Origin of the sequence: Paenibacillus sp. BK033 (genome assembly GCF_004345425.1) — a bacterium.
Taxonomy (GTDB): domain Bacteria; phylum Bacillota; class Bacilli; order Paenibacillales; family Paenibacillaceae; genus Pristimantibacillus.
In genome coordinates this window covers 152,857-174,722 of sequence record NZ_SLVP01000001.1, presented here as the reverse complement: position 1 = coordinate 174,722, position 21,866 = coordinate 152,857, and the positions used below count along the sequence as shown (strand labels likewise).

Here is a 21,866-nt window from a genome sequence, read left to right as displayed (position 1 = left end):
ATACGGATTAGCGCGAAATAAAGCGGTGCAGGATATCTCCTGCACCGCTTCTTCTATTAAATATAGAACAGCAGCTTCGACTCTGCTGGCTCAAGCTCAACCACATGCTCGCAGGCGCCCGGCTTCAGGCTGCACGACTCCCCGCTCCACAGATCGCGGACCGTCAAGCCCTTCGCGCCGTCGATGCCGACGCGGGACAGGTCGATTGCCTTCGACTTCCCGTTCTCCCCGTCAAAATTGAAGACGGCCACCCATGTACCGCCATTGCCGGCTAGCGAGAACAGATCCTCGCCTCCCATGCCGCTTCGGCCCTCGGCGGGACGGAAGGACTCGCCGCGCCTTGCCAGCGCCATAACTTCCCGGTTGGTCATCCAGGCTTTCGCGCGTTCTGCCGCTCCCTCCATCCGGTAATCATCGCCAAGCAGCAGAGAAGTACCGGAAATCACGCCGGAGTTCAGGCGGCTGCGGCCTTCATGCTCCGTCGTCGCCCGCTGATTATCGCTCTTGAACAGGACGATATGGTCAGGATCGTTAAAGCGGTACAGATTGTCGCTGATCCACCAGCCGTACGTCAGCGCGTTAAGCATATATTCCGTATCGCCGATCAGGCCGAAGGCATCGCAGGATACGCGTCTGCTATGCGCGTAACCATGCGGGAATAGCGGAGCGATGGACAGGTTGATCAGGAACGGCCGGCCAAGCTTCTCCGGGCTTAACGCTTCCGCAATAGCCGCCATGCCGTAATTGTACGCCTGGATGCCCGTTCGGATGGAAGGATCGTGATGGATGCCTTCCATTGCGCCATGCGCCAAGAAGTCCATTTTCAAATATTCAAAGCCGGCAGCCGCAATTTGATTAAGCTTGCGCATTATGCGCGCGATCGCTTCAGGATGCGAAGGATCAATCGGGAAGGCCCCGTCCAGCTTCGGCAGCGGATTGCCAGCTTCGTCCTTCAGCAAAATTTCCCGGTACAGAACCTTACCGTTTGTCCCTTCCACGGGCGTATCGGGGTTGCTGCCCCAGAACGCAAACGGCGTGTAGTACGTTCCCGGCTTCTGGCCGTTAGCCTTCACTCGGCGCACCGCATCCTCAAGCTCGCCCTCCTTCAGATTATCCGAGAAGGCGTCGAAGTTGACGTACAGGCTGCCTTCCTGATCGGCGAACCCGTTTTGCTGCAGCTCCTTCGCGAAGAAATCGGAAGTATGCGTATATACGTCGTAGTCCAGCTTCGTCATAACGGCCGACCAGCTGTTCCAGCCCATCGGAACGCCCCCGCTCCAGGAAAGCGCGGGTTGAATGACCGCATTGGCCTTTCCGTAGGCTTCCATGCCTTCGCGGTAATCCTCGTAAGCGCCTACAAGTATCGTCGGCGAGACAATGGAGGTGCCGCGGAGCGAGCCATGCGGAACCGTATCGCGGGTCTGCAGATCCGCGACGCCGGAGATTACCCGCAGGCGCCCGATGGCCTCCGAGAAGGTTCCTTCCACGTCAATGGCCGTTTTCCATGTATCATGGGTAACCGAGCCGATAACGAAGCCGCGGCGCGATTCGGCGCGGTAGACGGCCGTCACCTCATAGCTGCGTACGCTGGACGGATTGGCGTGCGAGCCAAATCGCACCCATTTGTCGTTATCGAACGGAATAAACAGCGAGCGGATCTCTTCCTTTGAACCGTCGCCGAAATCGAGTACGCCGTTGTCGTTCAGATAGGAGGCAAGAGGCGTCAACTCATTGGTTTCCCATTCCTGCGAGTCTGACGCCTCAAGCTCTATCAAAGCGTAAGGCAATCCCTGATACAGTCGGATATGCTGCTTTAACGACGGCCTGCCCGGCTGGGTATGCTCAAAGCTGAATCGAATCCCTTTGCCAAAGCCATCCTCCACCTCTTGCACCGAGCTTTCCTGAACCGCATGTCCAGCGTACCAGGAAGAACGGACAACGGCACCGCCAACACGCGCTTCCGCGTAAAAGCCCGTCATCGTCTGGCCGCTCTTCCAGGCAAGCGCAAGCGTGCCGTCTTCCGTATTTGCCGTAACCTTCAGCAGCCCGTTATCCGCCGCAAACGTTCCCGAAGCCTGCTCCAGCTTGAATTGCCCCATCTCCGTCGTCATCATTTTCTCGCTCCCATTCTTCCAAAGAGTTATAACCTACTAATGACTATGGAAGGAAAAAGGCCAGCACAGCTGGCCTTTCCTTCTACTGTCTATTAAATGACATGATCCCAATTAATTCCACAGTTGTTTGCGGGCTTCGTAATTCGTTGTGTATACCGCCTCGACTTTTTCGTCGCCGGCAGCTTTCATATCCGACAGCATTTTGTCGAAAATCGTGCTTGCTTCTTCCGCCGTAGGCGCCATAATCGCTTTCGTGATCGCCTGCTTCGTGATATCGCTGATTTTTTGCTCGGACAGAGCCTCCGGCGTGCCGCCTTGCGGGCTTATGCCGTCATAAATCGCGGTATCGAATACGCTGTCGGAAAGATTCTTGATTGCCATTTGGTCAACCGGAGCGCGCTCGTAACGACCTGGAAGGTCATAAGGCGTGCCGTCTTTGCCCGGGCCGTTCTTGATGAACCAAGTCCACTTGCGGATACCCGTTTCTTTCGTGTAAGCAGCCCAGTCGTCTTTGAACGCTTGCAGCGTTTCCGGACGCGGTACGTGCTTGCCGTCCTTCATATCCCAATGCACGCCTTCGATCCCCCACATGAGCAGGTATTGGCCTTCTTCGCTTGCGAGGAAGTTAATGAATTGCATCGTGCGTTCCGGATTTTTGTTCTTCTTCGTGATCGCAATCGCATCCCAGCCAAGCGAGCTGCGGCCGCCGTAAGTCGTTTTCGAAGGATCTACGCCGTCTGCGACCACTTTGTACGCGAACAGCTGCGAGTCTTCGCCTTTATCCTTTTTGAGGATGGTGTTGGAGTTGCCAAGATCCCAATAAGCGCCTGTCGAGGAGAAAATCGTGCCCGTCGCGATTTTTTGCTCCCACACTTGACGTTTGTTGATCGCCCATTCCTTATCCATAAGACCGGAACGGTACAGATCGTTCATGTACAGAATCATATCCTTGTACTTCGGATCCTTCACGTCGTATTGCAGCTTGCCGTCATGCTCGTAATAAGGCATCAGGCCGAACATCCCTTTGAACGTGCCAAGCGTTCCGCCCCAGTTCTCGCCGTCCATCGTCAGAGCGATGGTATCCTTGCCGTCGATTTGCGGATATTTCGCTTTGAAGTCGGTCAGAAGCTGTTTGAACTCGCTTTGCGTAAACGGCACGCCCCCATCCGCTTTATCCGGAGCAAGCTCCTTCACGATGTCCTTGCGCATGTTGAAGCCAAACACCGGCTCATGCTCAAGACCGTACCAGTTGGACAGGTAGTAGTTCTTGCCGTCTTTGTAGCGCGTTTTGTTCAGTACGTCGCCGTACATTTCTTTGACATCCGGACCGTATTTCTCAATCAGATCGTCCAGCGGGATAATCGAGCCCGCTTCCGTATATTTCGCTACCAGGTCGCTGGAGCGGTCGAACATGATCATGTCGGGCAAATCGTCGCTCGCCAGCATCAGGTTCAGCTTTTCCGTCGGGTTGCCCGTCGGCTGCTGAATCTCAATCGTTACGCCGGTACGCTTCGTAATCTCTTTGGCGATCGCATTGTCAAACTTGTCGCCTGTATTTTTATCAAAGAAGGTAATCGTAATCGGGTCCGTGCTTGGATCCTTTGTCGCGCTGTCATTGGTGCCGGTATTCGCGGATCCCGTGTTCGAGCTATTGCTTGGTTTTTCCGATGAATTCGAAGAACAAGCGGAAATCAAGGAAACCGACATAACGGCCGTAAGCAAAGACAGCATCCATTTTTTCGAGTTCATACTGTAATCCCCCTATGATTGATCTTGGACTTATAATAGCATTGGCAAGCTGCCAGGGCATCCCCGGCCGTGACACACCTCCTCGCATGTAATCTGATCCGGCTAAGCCGGGCGGATTAGCTTTTAACCGCGCCTAGGGTCATGCCTTTAACAAAATATTTTTGCAGGAACGGATACACCATGATAATAGGAAGCGTTGCAACCATGGTTGCCGCCATCCGGATCGTGTCCGGCGATACCTGCATGCGTTTCGCCGAATTCGCCATCGCCTGCGCGTCTCCAACCATGGAACCCGTCTGATACTGGTTGAGGATTTTGACTAGCACGGCCTGCAGCGTCTTCAAATCCGGTTTGTACGTAAACACGTACGAGTCAAACCAGGAATTCCAATGGCTGATCGCCGTGAACAAACCAATCGTTGCGAGAACCGGCGTTGTAAGCGGCAAAATGATGCGGAAGAAAATCTGGAGATAATTCGCTCCGTCCATCTTTGCCGACTCATCCAGCTCCTGCGGCAGCCCCTGCATAAACGTCCGGACGATGATCATATAGAACACGTTCATTAAGCCCGGCACGATAAACACCATAAAGTTGTCGATCAGATGATAGCTTTTGAGTACCATGTAGTACGGAATCAGTCCGCCGCCGAAATACATCGTAAAGACGAAGTATAGCGTCCAGAAGCGGTTCGCAACAAGCTCCTTCTTGCTGAGCGCAAAGGCCAGCATGCTGATCGTGAGAACCGCGAGCGGCGTGCCGATAACGGTCCGGAGCAGCGTAACCCGAATGGCTGTCCAGATCTCGCTGTCGCCGAGTATCTGCTCGTAACTCTTGAGACTGAACTCTCTCGGCCACAGGTACAAATGGCCTCGTAGAGTATCCTCCGCACTGTTTAACGAAATAATGAAAATATTCCAGAAAGGATAAAACGTGATAACGAATATCGCAACGATAAAGGCGTAAACGGCAGCCATAAACAGAAAATCTTTTTTGTCTTTCACCATAGCGTGTTCTCCTCTTTGCGTTATTGTTCTAGAACAGCGACTGCTGTTCCATTCTTTTGGCCATCTGATTCACGCTGATGACAAGGACGAAAGCCACAAGCGATTTGAACAATCCGACGGCTGCCCCGTAAGAGAACATCCCGTTTTGCAGACCGTACTTGTAAGTGTAGGTATCAATAACTTCCGAGTATTCCATTACCGTATTGTTCTGGAGCAGGTATTGCTGGTCAAAGCCGGCGTTCAAAATACCGCCAATCGCGAGAATCGCGAGAATGATAATCGTCGGGCGAATGGAAGGCAAGGTTATATGAAGCATTTGCTTCAGCCGGCTTGCGCCGTCGACCTTCGCCACCTCATACAGTTCGGGGTTAATCGCCGATATTGCGGCCAGATACATAATGGCGTTAAAGCCCATGTCCTTCCAGGCATTCCCGAAGGCGATAATCCACCAGAACAGATGGCCCTTCTGCATAAATTGGATAGGCTCGTTTACGATATGAAGCCCGGTCAGGATGTTGTTGACGACCCCGCCAGACGAGAGCATCGTAATAATAATGTTCGCCGCGATAACCCAGGAAATAAAATGCGGCATGTAGGAGACGGTCTGGAACGTCCGTTTGAACCAGCCGTTTCGCAGCTCATTGATCATAAGCGCCAGAATGATCGGCATCGGGAATCCGAACAGCAGCGACAGGAAGCTTTGCGCCAGCGTGTTGCGCATAATCCGTACGAAATCGCCGTTGGTGAAGAAGTAATCAAACCATTGCCAGCCTACAAACTCTGTCGTGAAAAATTGCTTGAAGAACGTTCCCCCGCCCGGTTGATAATTAATGAAGGCCATATACAACCCGAACATCGGCACATAGGAGAACATCAGAGTCAGGATAATGGCGGGCAGCATCAGTACGTAAAGCAGCCGCTGTTCCTTGAGCCTCGCCAGCAGCCCGCCTTTGTTTCTCTTGACGGCAAGCGCTCCGTTGCTTTGTGGATGCGCTTTCGTTTGCATGTTCATCGTGTTGCCCTCCCGCGAATATAGTTTCCGTTTGCATCGCTTTATGGACTTAATTATAGCCGGGCTAATCGGCCGTTCTATATTAAGATCTACCGATTCATGCTCGAAACCCACACACTTCCGCCAGCTCCATTGTTGAATAACGGCATACCCGTTAAACTAGAATCATCGTACATCATGAGGTTTTATTTCTATTGAAAAAAGGCGGTGCCGACATGTATACAGTACTTCTGGTTGACGATGAAGCGATTGAGCTGGAGACCATGGAGCATTACGTTCCTTGGGAGCAGGCCGGCATTCAGGTCGTTGGGACAGCACGCAACGGGAAAGAAGCGCTGGCGAAGCTAACCGAGCTGAAACCGGATATCATCGTAACGGATGTGCGCATGCCCATTATGGACGGGCTGGAATTCGGAAGGCGCGCGAAGCAAATCGACAAAAGCGTAAAAATCATCTATCTAAGCGGACATAACGAATTCCAATACATCAAGTCCGCTCTTAATATCGAAGCAGCCGGCTATTTGCTGAAGCCGATCGATATGGAGGAGCTGCTTCTGCTCTTGGCAAAGGTGAAAAAGAAGTTCGAAGAGGAGCAGCTGGCGAGCGAGGGAGGCGGCTGGCAGCTGGAGCGGCTGCTGCTGCGCATCGTCCGCGAGCCTTCCCCGGAACGCCGGATGGAATGGATCCGGCAATGGGAGAACGGAGCTTCCGGCTTTGTGGCGCACCAGGCTTTTGGAGCCGCTTACATGACGGTCGAGCCTCCCGCGTTTCCGTCCGGCGGATTAGACGGAGAACCGGCGCAGCCATCCTCTTCATCCATTCTGACCGCGGATGCGGCGGAAGCGGCCCGCGCTTTGCTAAGGCGGAGGTTGGATGCCGCCATTGTACTGGAGACCGGACCAAGCACGCTGTTTGTCCTCTTTCAAGGAAAACCCCAGCAGTGGGAGACGGCTTATTGGGAGCTGCTTCGGGAAGAGCTGCTGGCCGCAACTTCGGAGGGTGAGGCGTTTGCGACCATCGGCCTGTCGGGTCCTTACAGAGGATTTCATCTGTTAAAAGAAGCATTCGAGGAGTCGCAGCGCTGCAATGAAGAGAAGCTGTACCGGCAGGCCGGCTCCGTGATCCGCAGCAGCGGCACCGACGAAAACGTGAAGCAGACCGATATCTCGGTCGAAGCGACCTCGGCTTCGCTTATTGCGGCCGTGCAAGCCGGCGATAGCGAACGCGCAGGCCAATTGCTGGACGACTGGTTCTCCGGCATGCGTCAGGAACGAATCGAGCGGAACTATGCCGTCCGGGCGGTTATTCAGCTGCTGTCCGCACTGGAGCAGCATTTCGCTTCTCTAATGGTAGGGCCGCTTCGCGATCAGCTGCTCGCCGATCATTGGAAGGAGCTGTCGTCGCTCCCGTCAATCGCCCATTATCACGCTTACGCGCTCCGTTTTTGCAGAGAGCTGCTGAAAGCCGCAGCCGAGCGCGACCTTGACCGCCATCAGTCGGTTGCGGAACAGATTATGAAGCTGATTGCCGAGCGTTATCATCTGCCCCTTACGGTGGAGGATATCGCCAAGGAGGTCTATTTGTCCCCGAATTACGTGCGGACCATCTTTAAAGAGAAGACGGGCGAGACGATCCTGGATTACTTGACCCGAATCCGCATGAATCATGCGGCGGAGCTGCTGAAGGACCGGTCGCTGAAGGTACGCGACATCGCCCACCGGGTCAGCTACGAGAATGTCTCTTATTTCTGCTCGGTATTCCAAAAGCACAAAGGCAGCACGCCCAACGAATACCGCAAATTGCAACTTTAGGCTGGAGTGGTCTTAAATCATGAGGAAGCTGGCCGGATGGCTGATTAATCCGTTTTATAATTGGCGGCTTCGCGAGAAGCTGTTCGTCATGTTTTTGCTTGGGGGCATTCTCCCCCTGCTTTTTTTCGTTCAATATTCGTACGAGACGATTCGCAGCGAGCTTTCTTCGCAGATGATCGCCAATACGAACTCTACGGTCGCGCAAATCAATTCCAACCTGGAGAACAAGCTGGACACGTACACGAAGCTGTCCGCAACGCTGTATCTGGACTCCAATATGCGCGCCTATCTGACCAACGATTATTCAAAGGATCCGTCGCTGTTCGTTGACGCTTACAAATACATCAACAATTCGTTCGTCAACATGCTGACGACGAATCCGGACATCGAATCGATGAGCATCTATATTAACAATGAGACGCTTCCCACGGACGGCATGTACATCAAGTCCATGGACCAGAGATTCCGGAGCTCGCTTGCTTACAAATCGCTTAGCGGCAGCTTTGGGGACGTAAGGTTCGTCACTTCCCCTCCGGAGCCTGATAAGCCTCCGATGTTCACGCTGACGCGGCTGCTCAACATCAGCAGCATGAACAATCCGTACGGCGTATTAACCATCAATATTCTGGAATCCGATATTTTCCGGCTGATGGAGAAGGAAGCAAGCGATAAGACGGTGCTCATTATTAATGAAGAAGGCATCGTGATGTCCGCCAAGGACAAAAGCCTTCTGAACCTGCCCATCGACCTGCCTGAACCGTTCCCGTCGGAGAATAGCGGACGGTTCGACAGCACTTATAAAGGGGAGAAGGTGCTGGTCGTCTACAACACGACCAAATACGGCTGGAAGAGCGTTTCGCTTATTCCCTACAGCAGCTTTTTGTCCAAAGCTCATCTGACGGCAAAAAGAATACTGACTTACGCGCTGGTCAGCCTTGGCCTAATGGCTATCCTGATCTACGTCACCGCGCGGCTGTTCACCAAGCGGATGGAGAAGCTTGTTGGCATGATCCGCCGTATCGAACGGGAGGACTTCGAGCTTATCGACATCCGGCCGCTTGGACGGGACGAGATCGGTCAAATCGGCAATGCGCTGCGAAAAATGAGCCAGCGTCTAAGCTCGCTCATCTCCGACGTCTACATGAAGGAAATCGACAAGCGGGAGGCGGAGCTTAACGTGCTGCAAGCCCAGATCAATCCGCATTTCCTGTACAATTCGCTTGCTTCGATCTCCTCGCTTGCCATTCGCAACGACGATCCGCGAATGAACAAGATGGTAACCGATTTGGCCAAGTTTTACCGAATCTCTCTAAACAAAGGAAAAAACACGCTGTCCATCCACGAGGAGATTCAGCTGACCCGTTATTACGTATCGATCCAGCAGGTTCGGTTCGCCAATCTGCTCCGTGTTCACTACGATATCGAGGAATCCGTCTTGCCTTGCATGATTCTTAAGCTGACCCTTCAGCCCTTCGTGGAAAATTGCATCAATCATGCGATCTGGGATCATGAGTGCGGCATCAATATCATCATCAGGGCTTACCGCGAGGGACAAGACATCATCCTGAAGGTTATCGATGACGGCATGGGCATGAAGATGCCTAGCGGCGATCTGCCGCAAAGCGAGGATACGTTGTCGGGCTACGGCGTCCGCAACGTCGATAACCGGATTAAGCTGCTGTTTGGCGACTCGTATGGGGTGTCGATATTTAGTCGCCTTGGAATCGGGACGTCGGTGACGATTCGGATTCCTGGGAAGTAAGAACTTGATGATTAGGTTAAAGGGTATGCTGCGCAATTAAATGTTCTTCCGATCGCCATTGCTCGGGGATTCCTTGGAACAATTCCAATAGGATTGGAATCCCCAGAGCAAAAGCGACCGTTTCACTTCTCCAGAATCATTTAATTGCTCCGCCTGCACTTAACCTAGAGGTTAAGTTCTTAAAACCCAGAAAAAGAACGTCACCACTTTGGGGTGATGCATTTAAACGGCTGTGCGGGGTTACCCGGCACAGCCGTTTGCTGTTAAAGACTAACATCTCGCCCGCATTGGCAAGAGCATCCGCGTCTACTTTTTTAGATAAATCCATCGGAGGTAGCTACGTTGGATATAGTCCAACGTTTTGCATGCATTAGAGCTCCGGAGCTAACCTTCATTGGAGTTCATCCAACGGAATTAGCCATTTTCGGCCGTCTAAGTCCGCTTTTGGACTTTTACGCAGGATAGAATCCAACGTACGTGTTAAATTCGTGCATTGGGGTATCATTCTAGTGGACGAAATCCAACCTAGCACTAGTAAGGTCGGTGCATGGGCGCATCGCGTGAAGGGGCGGAAACAAAAGACGCCATCATAACAAAAGGCTGTACCGGTACTCACCCGGCACAGCCTTTTTAGCTTATTTCTTGATAATTACTTTGTACAGCTTGGATTGAGCGCCGTCGAGCTGCACCTGAAGAGTGTCCTTCGCTTCGGCTTTGGAGTTGGTCCAAGCGTCCGTGAGCTCAACTTTTGTTGTTGCCGAGATGCCAAAAGCACGCTTCAGATCGACGGTTTTGGTTACCGCGTCATTCGTGTAGTTAAACACGGCAAGGTAGTAATCCTTGTTGTCCCGAAGGACAAAGATATCCGCTGCGGCATTGCCCGTGTTGCCTTCAACCGGACGGAATGCTTCGCCAAGCAGGGCGATATCGTTGACGTTTTTGTTCGTGAGCAGCGATTTCATCAGCTTTTGCGTCTCCGCATTGCTGACGTCGTCGGAGTTCATATAGACGGTGCCGGAAATAGCCGCGGCATTAACGCGCGTCTGGGCTGCGTTAAACGAGCCGCCTTTTGCTAGCGTCATGTAGTCCGGATCGGTGTAAGAATAGATCGTGCCGTTCTGCCACCAGCCGTAAGTCAGATTGTTGAGCTGGTATTCCGTACGGCCGAGCGAGCCGTCGACATCGCACGAAATCCGTCTTGCGTGAGCGTATTGGCTAGGGAACATTGGCGCGATGGACGCGCTGATGAACATTTTGCCGCCCAGCGTCTTGTCGATATGAGCCATACCCTGATTATAAGCCTGAATGCCGGTCTGCACGTTAGGATCATAATGCTTGCCCTCGAAGGAGCCATGGGACAGGAAGTCGATCTTGATGTATTCAAAGCCGTAATCCAGGAACTTGTTGAAAATATACTCGACACGCTGCTTCGAGCCCGGATGCGTCGGGTCAATCGCATACGCGCCGTCCACCTTCGGCAGAATGTTGCCGTTCGCATCGCGGAGCACGATATCGCCGTACGTGTATTTGCCGTTTGTTCCTTCTACCGGCTGCGACATGTTGTCGCCCCAGTATACGAACGGTCCATAATAGATACCGGCTTTTTGCCCGTTTTTCTTAATGACCTTCACCGCGTCGCGAAGCTGCTGCTCGGACAGGTTATCCCAATAGGAATCCATATTGATATAGACCGTGCCTTTATTCGTAAACGACTTTTGCAGATTATCCTTGAAGAAGTTCGACACCTCTACGACTTTGTCATAGCTGAGCGAGCTTTCGTAAGCGCCCCAGCTGTTCCAGCCGACCGGCACGCCGGAAGGTACGCCCTTCTCGAACTTGAGCGGCGGCGCTACCGCCGCGTTGGCTTCCCCGTAGTTCTCCAGTCCATCGCGGTAATCCGCGTAGTAACCAACCGCAATTTGCGGCGATGTGATCGTTCTGCCGGATACTTTGCCATGACCGATGCTGTCATGAGTCGATGCAAGCGAAGTGAAGCCGCCGTACACCTTCAATTTGTTGAGCTTGTCATTCGAGCCGCTCCAGAAAATACCGGTTTTCCATACGTCATGCGTTACCGAACCGATAACAAGTCCGGCACGGCTCGTATTGTCATAGATTGCAGTCATTTCGGAGCTGATATAGTTATTGTTGTTCAGAGCCGTGTTGATCGTACGCGCCTGATAACGGGACCAAGAATCGTTGTCATAAGGCGTGATCAGGACACGGTTGTCGCCATTACTTCCCAGATCCACGCCGCCGCTGGCATTCACGGCAAGCGGCGCCATATCGTTCGAGCTGATTGTGGAGCTGCCCGTTACCTGCTGGGAGACAAGGAAGTAGGACTGATCCTCGTACAGCTGGTAAATCTGTTTCATCACCGGCAGACCTTCGCTGTAGTTTTCAACCGTAATGCGGACGCCTTTGCCATGTCCGTCTTTGATTTTCTCCACGCTGCCAAGCTTGAAGCTATGCTCGCTGTATTTACGGCTGTCCAGCAGCTGATCTTCCAGCTGAGCGCTCGCGTAAGCGCCTTTTACAAGCGTCTTGCCGTTCCAGGCGTACGCCGAAAGACCCGACTCCGTGTTGTAAGTGATGCTGTAGCTGCCGGAGGCAAAGATCGCTCCCTTTTCGTAAGCCGTCACTTTAATCGAGCCGTATTTCTTCGAGTCAATGGCTTTGCCAATCTGGCCGATGTTGTCTACCGGACCCGGATCCTCGCCCGGACCTTCCGTAGAGGCAATCTCGATCTTGTCGATATCCGGCGACCAGCCGCCGTCATCGTTAAACGTGATCGTATTGGCTCCCGCCTTCAGCTGGGCCTCCAGCTTGAATACGCCAAGCGTGTCCCAGTTCTCGGTTTTCGGAAAAGCGTAGTTATCCGAAGGGCCGTCATTAACGGCGATCGATACCGGACGCGGGTCTCCCGATATGTAAGAGACGCTAAGCGTATACACGCCGGCTTTCTCCGCCATTACGTCACGGAATTGCAGGGTGGAGCCGCCCCACAGGTTGCCAACCTTCTTCCCGCCTGAGCAGCCGGTCGCCGCGCTGCAGCCGCTGACGGAAGCATTGCCTGTCAGAACGTTCCCCGCCGCTTCCGCCTCGTAAGCCGTACCCGTACCCGGCTCGCCGGAGCCGCCCTCCGACAAGCGAAGCTCGATTCGGTCGATATCCGGGGAATAACCGCCTTCATCGTCCAGACGGATCGTGTTGCTTCCCGCCTTCAGCTCCAGCTCTAGTTCATAGACGCCAAGCGTGTTCCAGTCGGCGGTTTTCGGCAAATCGTAATGATCAATCGCGCCGCCGTTGACGCTGACTCCAACCGATCTCGGATCGCCCGAAATATAATGGACCGTCATCGTATATACGCCGGCTGTATCCACCGTTACTTCGTTAAAGGTGAGCGACGAGCCGCCCCACAGCCCTCCCACGATTTGGCTGCCCGAGCAGCCGGTTGCGTCCGCGCATCCTTTGATCTCCGCTTTGCCCGAAAGCGTGTTAACGGCGGATTCAGCCTCAAAGGAATAGCTGCCGGCAGCTGCTGTATCGGCAGCGGCGGTTACCTCCGCGCTTGCCGCCTCAACCTCCCGACCGGAGGTACCTACCGCCAATTGAAGGACCAGGACCGCTGCCAGCAGCAAAAACCATCCTTTGCCGGACCATGCCCCAAATTTTTTCTTCATTACATCAAGCCTCCTGTTCGCATGAAATGTGGTGAAGCGCTTTCAGTTTGCCTTTTCAATGTAAAATAGAGACAGGGCTCGAACAATCCCAATATTTAACGAACCATACGACAAACCGCCAAAGTTTGAAGAGGAAGCATCCTCTGCCCCTTCCTTTGGCGGTTTTTACGGAAAGCTATTTTATGGTTTCAACCTTAAGCAGCCTCAATTGGCCGTCAAGCTCGTAACGCTTGCCCGCTTCCAGCCGCAAATGAATCTGGCTGCCTCCGCATTTCAGGGCAGTCTCCAGATCCGAGTATGCCGTAATAACCGCACCCTTCAACAGCCCGTTCTCCCAGCTGGCCGCCGCTTCCGCGTTGCCTTTTGCCCGAAGTCCCCGGTACGAGCCGCTTGCCCAATCCGCCGGCAAAGCAGGCAGCAGATGAATGGAGCCCGCATGGCTTTGAAGCAGCATGTCCGCAATGGCCGCCGTTCCGCCGAAATTGCCGTCAATGACAAAAATATTCGTCTCCGCGCCGGCCACGCCCGGCTTGGAGTAGGACAACAAATTATCGAAGCAAAGCTCCCCAATCAAATGCCGGATATGCTTCACCGCCTGATTGCCGTCATGGAGCCTGGAGAAGCCGAGGGCAAACAAGGCCGCCGTAAATTCGATATCCTCCAGCTCATCGACCAGCATCCGTCCGAGCAGCGTTTGCCGCATAGCCTGGCCAAGCTCGGGCGTCTTTTCCGGCGTAATCTGGTTCCCCGGATAAACGCCGTACATATGGGAGAAATGCCGGTGCTGCGGCTGCGCCTCCTCGTAATCCTCCAGCCATTCCTGCAGCTGTCCGCGTCTGCCGATTTGCAGCGGAGGCAGCAGCTCCATCGCTTCCTTCAGCCTCTCTTGCAGCTCTTCGTCAACCGCGAGCAGCTCCGCCGATTCCAGCACAAAGCCGAACAAATCGCGGACCAGCATCTGATCCATCGTGGAGCCCATGGAAAGCTGCTGCTCGCCCTGCTCCGCCGGTCCCGGATAGAAGCTGTTCTCCGGCGAGGTCGACGGGCCGGTCACCAGCCAGCCGTATTTCGGATGAACAGTCATATAATCCAGGAAGAACAGAGCCGCTTCCTTCATGACCGGGTAAGCCTGACGAGTCAAAAAACCGCGGTCACGGCTATATTCGTAATGCTCCTTCAAATGGGTTGCAATCCAGAGCCCCCCTGTTACGTTCAGTCCCCATGAGCGTCCCCAGCCGGGCGAGGCGAATCCCCAAGCGTTCGAGAACACATGCGCCACCCAGCCTTCGCAGCCGTAGAAATCTTCCGCGGCCGCTCGCCCCGCATAAGAAAGCTGCTCGATATAATTCATAAGCGGAATATGGCATTCCGCCAGATTGCTGATCTCTGTCGGATAATAATTCATCTCCGTATTGACGTCCAGATGGTAATCGCAGCTCCAGGCCATGGCGTTAGCCTCGCCGTCATTCCATAGTCCCTGCAGATGAAGCGGCAGACGGGAATCCGCCCGCGTACCGGCAATCGTCAAATACCGTCCATATTGATAAAATAATGCGATTAGTCCGTTATCCGCCGACTCGCCGGCTCTGAGCTTGCGGATGCGCTCGTCTGTGGGAAGCAAATCATACGACTTGGACCCGCCAAGATCAAGGTCTACGCGGCCATACAAGGACTGATAATCCGCAATATGATCCCGCAGCAGCCGCTCGAAGCCTTTTGCCTCCGCCGCTTCTATACGCTCCGAGCTTTCCGCCTTCCACGCATCATCGCTTCGGCCGTAATCGGTTGCTGCCGCAAAATAAAGAACAACCTCGTCGGCTTGCTCGATCATGACCGAACCGGCTTCCCCAAATACGCGCCCGCCCGTAACCACAGCTTTTAAAGCGCCTTCGCTCCATACCCCGCAAGTACCGTCGCTATGGATGTTCTCCGTCGCCTGCGTCCGGAAAACCAGCTTATCCGGTCCATCCAGCCGGGCATCAAACGTGGTTGTTCTGCCCAGTATACGCAGCGCAAGGGATACCGAGCCTGCCTGCTCCCCTTTAATCCGGGATACCAGCACGCCGTCCGGGTGAGAAGCAAAGGTTTCCCTTCGCATAACCGCTCCGGAAACGCTTCGGTAAGATACCCCGGCAACCGCCTTTTCCAGGTCCAGCTCGCGCACCAGCTGACTGCCCTCATCCTTATAGCCGATCAGAATATCGCATAAGGACAGATTGGTTCCAAAGTTGCCTTTCTCCGGTTCCAGCTGCTCGGCTGCAAGCTTGTCTCCAAGTACATAATCGCCGCTAAAAAAAGCCTCCCGCATCGTCTTCAGCTTTTCCTTGGCATCCGGCGATCCGCCGAACCGCTCCGGCTTGCCAGACCAGAAGGTGATTTCCGTCATATTCCAGGTTTCGCTGCCGATGCCGCCATGCAGCACCGCGCCAAGCTGTCCGTTCCCCAAGGGAAGTCCCTGCTTCCAGCCTGCGGCCGGCTCGGTATATATCATTTTCATCCTGCTCATCCTCTCAAGTTTTAGCTAATTGTCCGTTCTTAAAGTGAAAGCCCTTTCGAAATTCATGGCATTATTGTAACATTGAACAGAATCAACGTATTTGTCCGTCAGTCCTATTATTTAACGATTTATCCGCTAATTTTTATTCGAGGGCAGGGAACCGAATGAAAACGATAAATGAAATAAAACCTTATGTCGGGGACTCCATGCGTTATCTATACGTGGGAGGCTGGAATGAAAAGCTGCGCGTCAGCAACGTATACGCGTTCCATCTGTTCGTAGACGGTCCCGGGGAAATGGAAGTCAACGGGAAGCTCTATCCGATTGAACGCGGGACACTCATCTTCCTTCGCCCCGGCGAGCCTCATGCCTTCCATATCCGGAAAGGACAGCCGTTATCTTCGTATAATCTGTATTGCAATATGTGGGAAGGGACTTCCGACTCTTATAACCGGATATTCATCCATGCACCGGAGCCGTTTGTGCTGGAGCCCAGCTCGGACGAGGAGTATTGCCCGGAGCTGGATTCGCTGCCAAGCTTCTTCTCGCTTCAACCTTATCCGTGGCTGTACGATGCTTTCGTTACGCTCTCCAGGCAGTTTGACAACAGCCTGCATTACCGCACGGAGCTGGTGAACAGCATGCTCTATGCCTGGATGCTCAGTTGGTACAACGTAGTTCACACCCGCCAGCCAAGCGATTTCCGAATCGTCAAGCTGCTCGCCCATTTGAACGAGCATCCCGAGACCCGCTCCCAAGTAGAGGATTGGGCGGCCATGTGCGGCCTTAAGCGCTCCTACTTTCATTCCCTGTTTCAGCGGGAGACCGGGTTTACGCCGCAGGTATACCGCCATAGGCTTCTTATGAAGCAAGCTGCCCAGCTGCTTGTCGAAACGGATTATTCCGTAACCGCGATTGCCGAACGGCTTGGCTATTCGTCGATTCATCCGTTCACCCGCCATTTCAGCGCTTATTACGGCGTCAGTCCCCGCGCTTACCGGCTCCAGCCCTCTTCCGAGCGGGAGCTTTAGCATAAACGCAAAAAAGAGGTTGTCCCCCTCAGGGACAACCTCTTCTCTATATCACGCTTAAAACTAAGCGTTGATTTTCGCTTTTGCAACGCCAGCAAGGGAGTTGAACGAGTTGATGTCGTTAACAGCCAGGTCAGCCAGCATTTTGCGGTTTACTTCGATGCCAGCCAGTTTCAGGCCGTACATGAATTTGTTGTAGGAAAGACCGTTTTGACGAGCAGCCGCGTTGATACGAACGATCCACAGTCTGCGGAATTCGCGTTTGTTTTGACGACGGTCGCGGTATGCGTAAAGAAGCGACTTGCCAACTTGCTCCTTTGCTGTTTTAAACAGACGGTGTTTCGAACCGAAATAACCTTTTGCCAGTTTAAGAATTCTTTTACGACGACGAGCGCGGACAAAACCGCCTTTAACTCTTGCCATGAGTGGAAACCTCCCGTAGGTTGAATTTGATTAAGCTATCTGAACGATTGCTACTATTTAAGGTTAGCGAGACCTTGTTGAATACGACGAACGTCGCCTGCTGCCATCAGTGGCTGGCCGGCAAGAACACGTTTTTGACGACCGGATTTGTGGGAAAGCAAGTGGTTTCTGAACGCTTTGTAACGTTTCACTTTACCAGTACCGGTAATTTTGAAGCGGTCTTTCAGACTGCTGTGTGTTTTCATTTTAGGCATGTCGATTATCCTCCCTTTATTTAGCTGTTGCTTTTTGGTGCCAAAATCATAATCATGCTCCGGCCTTCAAGCTTCGGTGCACGTTCTACGCTGCATATTTCGGCAACCTCTTGCGCCAGACGGTCCAGAATTTTCTGGCCGATGGCAGCATGAGCGATTTCCCGTCCGCGGAAGCGTACGGAGGCTTTAACTTTATCGCCCTCGCCCAAGAACTTCACAACATTGCGGTATTTCGTTTGATAGTCATGCTCGTCGATGTTGGCACGGAACCAAACTTCCTTCAGGTCGACGATTTTTTGATTCTTGCGTGCTTCTTTTTCTTTCTTCTGCTGCTCGTAACGGAACTTGCCGTAGTCCATAATCCGGCAAACCGGCGGTTTAGCCGTCGGTGCTACATTCACCAGATCCAAGCTCAGGTCAATTGCCATCTGCATAGCGTCACGGATCGATTTGATACCGATTTGCTCGCCGTCCGCGCCTACAAGTCGTACTTCTCTGGCCCGGATCTCATCGTTGATTTGATGTTCTCTGCTAATAACGTGCCACCTCCAAGATAGGATGTTTATGTGTGGTGTTGCAAAATAAAAAATGCGGGTTCGCACGAACCCGCATTGTTATAACCGTTCATTGTGGCCGCCCTCGTTACTCCACGGGGAAGCAACTCGTTAAGCTAATCAGTTATCGCAAACCAGCCGGCGTTACCGAAAGGTGAGAAGCGGGTGCTTCTGCTTGTGCAAATATGTTTTGTCAAAAACGTTACCGACTTACTATAACACAATGGATTTCTATGTGTCAACCCATTATGCCATGCGTTTTTACAGCTGTTTGCTCTGCACGTCCTCCAGACGAATAACGCGAGTATGCTGCGTATGGCTCCATTTCTTGTTGTTCTGCGTGAAGAACGCATGAACCGTAATCGGCCACCACGACACGGTGAAGAGCAGGAACGTCGGAATCCGCAAGTAAAGCTTCCACGGCACCTTGGCCATATACATCGACAAAGGAATCTGGATAAACACATAAGCCATATACGGAATGCTCAGCCAGATCGGCAGCAGGTTGTATACCGATTCCACATTGTTGCCGCCAAAGAGAAGCATGTCTCCCCAGATGATCGCTGCAATGAAGAAGCCGGCCAGATAGTTATATGCGTTAAATACGTACAGCGCAGCGTCGATCTTCGTCATGCTGCGTTCTTTAATGCCCTGCCACAAAAGCGGCAGCATGTACTTGCGCGTAACGTCGAAATGTCCTTGCATCCAGCGCAGACGTTGACGTGCCGATGCCTGAAACGTAATCGGCTTCTCGTCGAACACCTTCGCCTCGAAATTAAACTTCGGATAAATCCCCCGCTGAATACAGCGGACCGTGAACTCAAGATCTTCTACGAGGCTTGTTGCGCCCCAGCCCATTTCCTGCAGCAGCTTGGCGTCAAAGCACATGCCCGTGCCTCCGAGGAAGTTGGCCAGACCCAGATTCGTGCGCGGCAGCTGCCATAGGCGGTTGCAGAACCAGTAGTTGATCGCGTTAGCGGAGCTGATCCACGAGTCGTTCGGGTTTTTCGTATCCAGGTAGCCCTGAATAACGCGGTGTCCGTTAATCAAATCATTGTTCATGTACTGCAGGAAATCGGTCGCTACCAGATTGTCGGCATCAAAGATCGCAACGCCGTCGTAGCTCTTCGGCATCTTCCACAGTTCCTTCAGCATCCATTCCACGGCATAACCTTTGCCCCGTTGGTTCTTGTTATTGCGCACGCAGGCATAAACGCCGTCGTAGCTGTTCACAATATCGACGGTGCCGTCCGTACAGTTGTCGCAGATGACGAAAATGTCAAACAGCTCGCGAGGATACTTCAGCTTCAGCAGATTTTCGATAAGCGCTCCGACAACCTGTTCCTCGTTATGCGCCGCAACCAGAAGCGCGAACGTCTTTTGCGGCGGATGGGATAAATCTTCTTTCTTGCGGTGCCAGCCAAAACATGTCAAAAACAGTTGGTACAAGCCCAGCAATGCGAATACGATCTGGAAAACAAGCATAATCGTGTTGAACATTTTTCGGTACTGCCCCCTTGAGACCCCTTTTTAATTGCCCGTTCTGAACACCTTGCCATCAGGCGCCGACAGGCTCTTTATCATAATTCTCTCTTGTGTCCGGTCCGTTTTTTTTGTTTGTGTAAACGAATCTCGGGACATTTTGATTTTCCACACAATGATTATCTTTGTCAAAAGCTCTAATTCCCGCCATTATCCGTTATCCAGCCAGTAAAACGCTTGCATGGCAGTCAGATGGTTCCATTACCTCCTTTTGCGCCCTATCGCCCTTATTTTCATCCATTTCCTAATTTTTTAGCCCTTACGTCCAATACATACGTAAAGAGTTGATACAATGTTCCCGGTCCGTCACTCCGCTTTGTGACGAATATGTGGCTGTACGGGGATCGAATACCGTTCAAAGCTGGCGGCCAGTTTGTCGAAAATAGCGTTCCAGGACTGCTTCTGGCTGTAGATGCGTCCTTGCTCGGCAATCGCGGAGCGAAGCTCCGGATTGCTGTACAAAAGCCCCATCGCATTCGTAAACGAACGGGGATCCTCCGGATTGCACAGCAGGCCCGTTACCCCATGCTGAACGGAATCCGTTACGCCTCCCTTGTCGGCGCAGATGACAGGCGTACCGCAGGACATCGCCTCCAGCACAACGTTGCCAAATGTTTCCGTCGCCGACGGAAACAGGAACAGATCGGCGGAAGCATACCATTTTTGCAAATCCGGCATCGCCGTAAAACCGATAAAACGGGCGTCGATTCCTTCGCGGCGGCACCGTTCCTTCAGCGCATCGGACGAAGGCCCGTCGCCGGCGATGACAAAAACCGCTTCCTCGCTTATATTTTGCCGAAATTCCGCAAAAGCATCTAAGGCGATATCGACATTTTTTTCGGGAGCTAATCTTCCCACGTACAGGACGACAAATCGATCGCTGTCGATTCCGTGCCGGAGGAGCCACTCCTCCCGGTTGACAGACGGATGAAAGGCTTCCGTATCAATGCCGCGGCTCCATACTTCAAGCCGGCCGTCATCCCAGCCCTTCTCCTTCAAATCCTCGTAAGTGGAACGGGAAGGCACGTAGATGGAGCGGCAGTCATGGTGAAACCATTCCATATATCTCCATAACAGCTTTGCCATCCATTGCAAATTGTAAAACGGCAAATATTGATCAAAATGGGTATGATAGGACGCAACCAGGGGAACCCGGAGCTTGCGGGCATAATGAATGCCGCAAAGTCCAAGGTTGAACGGAGTAGCTACGTGGATGATCGTTGGAGCAAAATCCTTTAGCGCCCTGCGGATATGAATGGGATTGGGAAGTGCCAGGCGGCACTCGGGATACAGGAAAAAGGGCAGGCTGGCGAAGCGCTCGACAGAGGCGGATTGTTTGCCGCTTTGCTTGCCTGCGGCCGGATCCGGAGCCATCACAAGCACTTCGGCACCCTGCCGCTTCAAATAATCGGTCCAGCGGCCAAGCGTGCGCGCCACGCCATTCACATCAGGTTCAAACGTATCGGTAAAAAGCGCAACTCTCATGAAGAACGCCTCCTTCGGAATGAAACCTTGATCGGTTCCATTCTACAGGAGGTCTGTTAGCGAATAATCAACCTCATTTTAAAGATTGGTTAATCTTTCGAAATCCCGCCTCTTCGTATAAACTTAAAACTTGTACAAGCTGATTTATTGAACCATAATAGACAAATATCGATTATAATGTGTGGGAATCGCAAATCTTAGGTCTATGCTTACGAAGCAGAATTGCTTCGCAAATCTTAAGTCTATGCTTACGAAGCAGAATTGCTTCGCAATTCTTAAGTCTATGCTTACGAAGCAGAATTGCTTCGCAATTCTTTTAGGAGGAAACGGATGAGAAGAATGATAGGGTGGTTGCGAACCCGGGAATTGCAAATGATCCTATGGGCGAATCAACGCCGATCACAAAGCAGGCTTCACCGGTTGCTTGGGGTTTATTTAAGCACGGTGACGCATGTTGGAGGAGCGTCCTTTACACTCATCAGCTCTTTCCTCGTTGCCATGTTTGCTCCTAATCCCTGGAGCACGACGGGCTGGCAATGCTTTACTGCCGTATTTATCAGTCATCTACCGGTCTATGTCGTGAAACGGAAACTAAAAAGGCTTCGCCCTTATCAGGCGTTAAACGGAGTAAACACGGGTAAAAACCCGCTCGTCGACTCCTCCTTCCCTTCCGGACACACAACCGCTATCTTCGCTTATGTCGTGCCGATTATCGGAGCGGGCGGAGTATGGTTCCCGATTATCCTGCCCGTTGCGGCCGTACTCGCTCTGTCGGTTGCGTGGTCGCGCATGTATCTCGGGCTGCATTATCCGTCCGACGTGGCGGCCGGTGCGCTTGTCGGCACGCTGACGGCCATAACCGTCGAGTACGGCTGGACTCTTACTTTATTCTAGAAGCAAGCTCAAACGGCTTGGCGGAACGCGTTCCAATCCCGAGAATTCCAG

15 protein-coding genes are annotated in these 21,866 nt (G+C 52.8%); 4 read left to right on the top strand and 11 right to left on the bottom strand.

Features of this window, described 5'->3' with window-relative positions:
• Window positions 1–56: 56 nt before the first annotated feature.
• From EV294_RS00785 to EV294_RS00770, 4 genes are all read right to left on the bottom strand, one after another.
• Window positions 57–2,114, bottom strand: a complete 2,058-nt coding sequence (locus EV294_RS00785; protein ID WP_132303133.1) for an alpha-galactosidase — start codon at window positions 2,112–2,114, stop codon at window positions 57–59.
• A gap of 111 nt (window positions 2,115–2,225) precedes the next feature.
• Window positions 2,226–3,863 carry an ABC transporter substrate-binding protein gene (locus EV294_RS00780; RefSeq protein WP_132303132.1) on the bottom strand — a complete coding sequence of 546 codons (1,638 nt, stop codon included), beginning with the start codon at window positions 3,861–3,863 and terminating at the stop codon, window positions 2,226–2,228.
• A gap of 116 nt (window positions 3,864–3,979) precedes the next feature.
• Entirely contained in the window at window positions 3,980–4,867 is an 888-nt protein-coding gene (locus EV294_RS00775; RefSeq protein WP_132303131.1) for a carbohydrate ABC transporter permease, read from the bottom strand.
• Between the two features lie 28 nt (window positions 4,868–4,895).
• On the bottom strand, window positions 4,896–5,879 hold the full coding sequence (locus EV294_RS00770) for an ABC transporter permease (RefSeq protein ID WP_132303130.1): 984 nt from the start codon (window positions 5,877–5,879) through the stop codon (window positions 4,896–4,898).
• Window positions 5,880–6,094: 215 nt separating this feature from the next.
• Between EV294_RS00770 and EV294_RS00765 the strand changes: the two genes are divergently transcribed.
• Together EV294_RS00765 and EV294_RS00760 are read left to right on the top strand one after the other, a co-directional pair.
• Window positions 6,095–7,690, top strand: a complete 1,596-nt coding sequence (locus EV294_RS00765; protein WP_132303129.1) for a response regulator transcription factor — start codon at window positions 6,095–6,097, stop codon at window positions 7,688–7,690.
• A 19-nt stretch (window positions 7,691–7,709) separates the two neighbouring features.
• Complete coding sequence (locus EV294_RS00760; RefSeq protein WP_132303128.1) at window positions 7,710–9,452, top strand: sensor histidine kinase; 1,743 nt, start codon at window positions 7,710–7,712, stop codon at window positions 9,450–9,452.
• A gap of 635 nt (window positions 9,453–10,087) precedes the next feature.
• Here EV294_RS00760 and EV294_RS00755 read toward each other — a convergent pair.
• Both EV294_RS00755 and EV294_RS00750 read right to left on the bottom strand, forming a co-directional pair.
• On the bottom strand, window positions 10,088–13,135 hold the full coding sequence (locus EV294_RS00755) for a CBM35 domain-containing protein (protein WP_132303127.1): 3,048 nt from the start codon (window positions 13,133–13,135) through the stop codon (window positions 10,088–10,090).
• Between the two features lie 175 nt (window positions 13,136–13,310).
• Window positions 13,311–15,632, bottom strand: a complete 2,322-nt coding sequence (locus tag EV294_RS00750; protein WP_347813044.1) for a glycoside hydrolase family 95 protein — start codon at window positions 15,630–15,632, stop codon at window positions 13,311–13,313.
• Window positions 15,633–15,796: 164 nt separating this feature from the next.
• On the opposite strand from EV294_RS00750, the gene EV294_RS00745 reads away from it, so the two are divergent.
• Window positions 15,797–16,663 carry a helix-turn-helix transcriptional regulator gene (locus EV294_RS00745; protein ID WP_132303125.1) on the top strand — a complete coding sequence of 289 codons (867 nt, stop codon included), beginning with the start codon at window positions 15,797–15,799 and terminating at the stop codon, window positions 16,661–16,663.
• Between the two features lie 63 nt (window positions 16,664–16,726).
• Here EV294_RS00745 and rplT read toward each other — a convergent pair whose 3' ends face one another.
• The 5 genes from rplT to EV294_RS00720 form a co-directional block, all read right to left on the bottom strand.
• A complete protein-coding gene (gene rplT / locus EV294_RS00740; protein WP_127490829.1) occupies window positions 16,727–17,086 on the bottom strand; it encodes a 50S ribosomal protein L20 in 360 nt (119 codons plus the stop codon).
• Between the two features lie 53 nt (window positions 17,087–17,139).
• The gene (gene rpmI / locus EV294_RS00735; protein WP_091186665.1) at window positions 17,140–17,340 is read right to left on the bottom strand and encodes a 50S ribosomal protein L35; all 201 of its coding nucleotides are present in this window, start codon (window positions 17,338–17,340) and stop codon (window positions 17,140–17,142) included.
• Window positions 17,341–17,360: 20 nt separating this feature from the next.
• A complete protein-coding gene (infC, locus tag EV294_RS00730) occupies window positions 17,361–17,900 on the bottom strand; it encodes a translation initiation factor IF-3 (protein ID WP_174806518.1) in 540 nt (179 codons plus the stop codon).
• A gap of 255 nt (window positions 17,901–18,155) precedes the next feature.
• The gene (locus EV294_RS00725; protein WP_132303124.1) at window positions 18,156–19,394 is read right to left on the bottom strand and encodes a glycosyltransferase family 2 protein; all 1,239 of its coding nucleotides are present in this window, start codon (window positions 19,392–19,394) and stop codon (window positions 18,156–18,158) included.
• A 348-nt stretch (window positions 19,395–19,742) separates the two neighbouring features.
• Window positions 19,743–20,921, bottom strand: a complete 1,179-nt coding sequence (locus EV294_RS00720; RefSeq protein WP_132303123.1) for a glycosyltransferase family 4 protein — start codon at window positions 20,919–20,921, stop codon at window positions 19,743–19,745.
• 330 nt (window positions 20,922–21,251) lie between these two features.
• On the opposite strand from EV294_RS00720, the gene EV294_RS00715 reads away from it, so the two are divergent.
• Window positions 21,252–21,815, top strand: coding sequence for a phosphatase PAP2 family protein (locus EV294_RS00715; protein WP_132303122.1), 564 nt, complete (start codon window positions 21,252–21,254; stop codon window positions 21,813–21,815).
• Window positions 21,816–21,866: the final 51 nt, after the last annotated feature.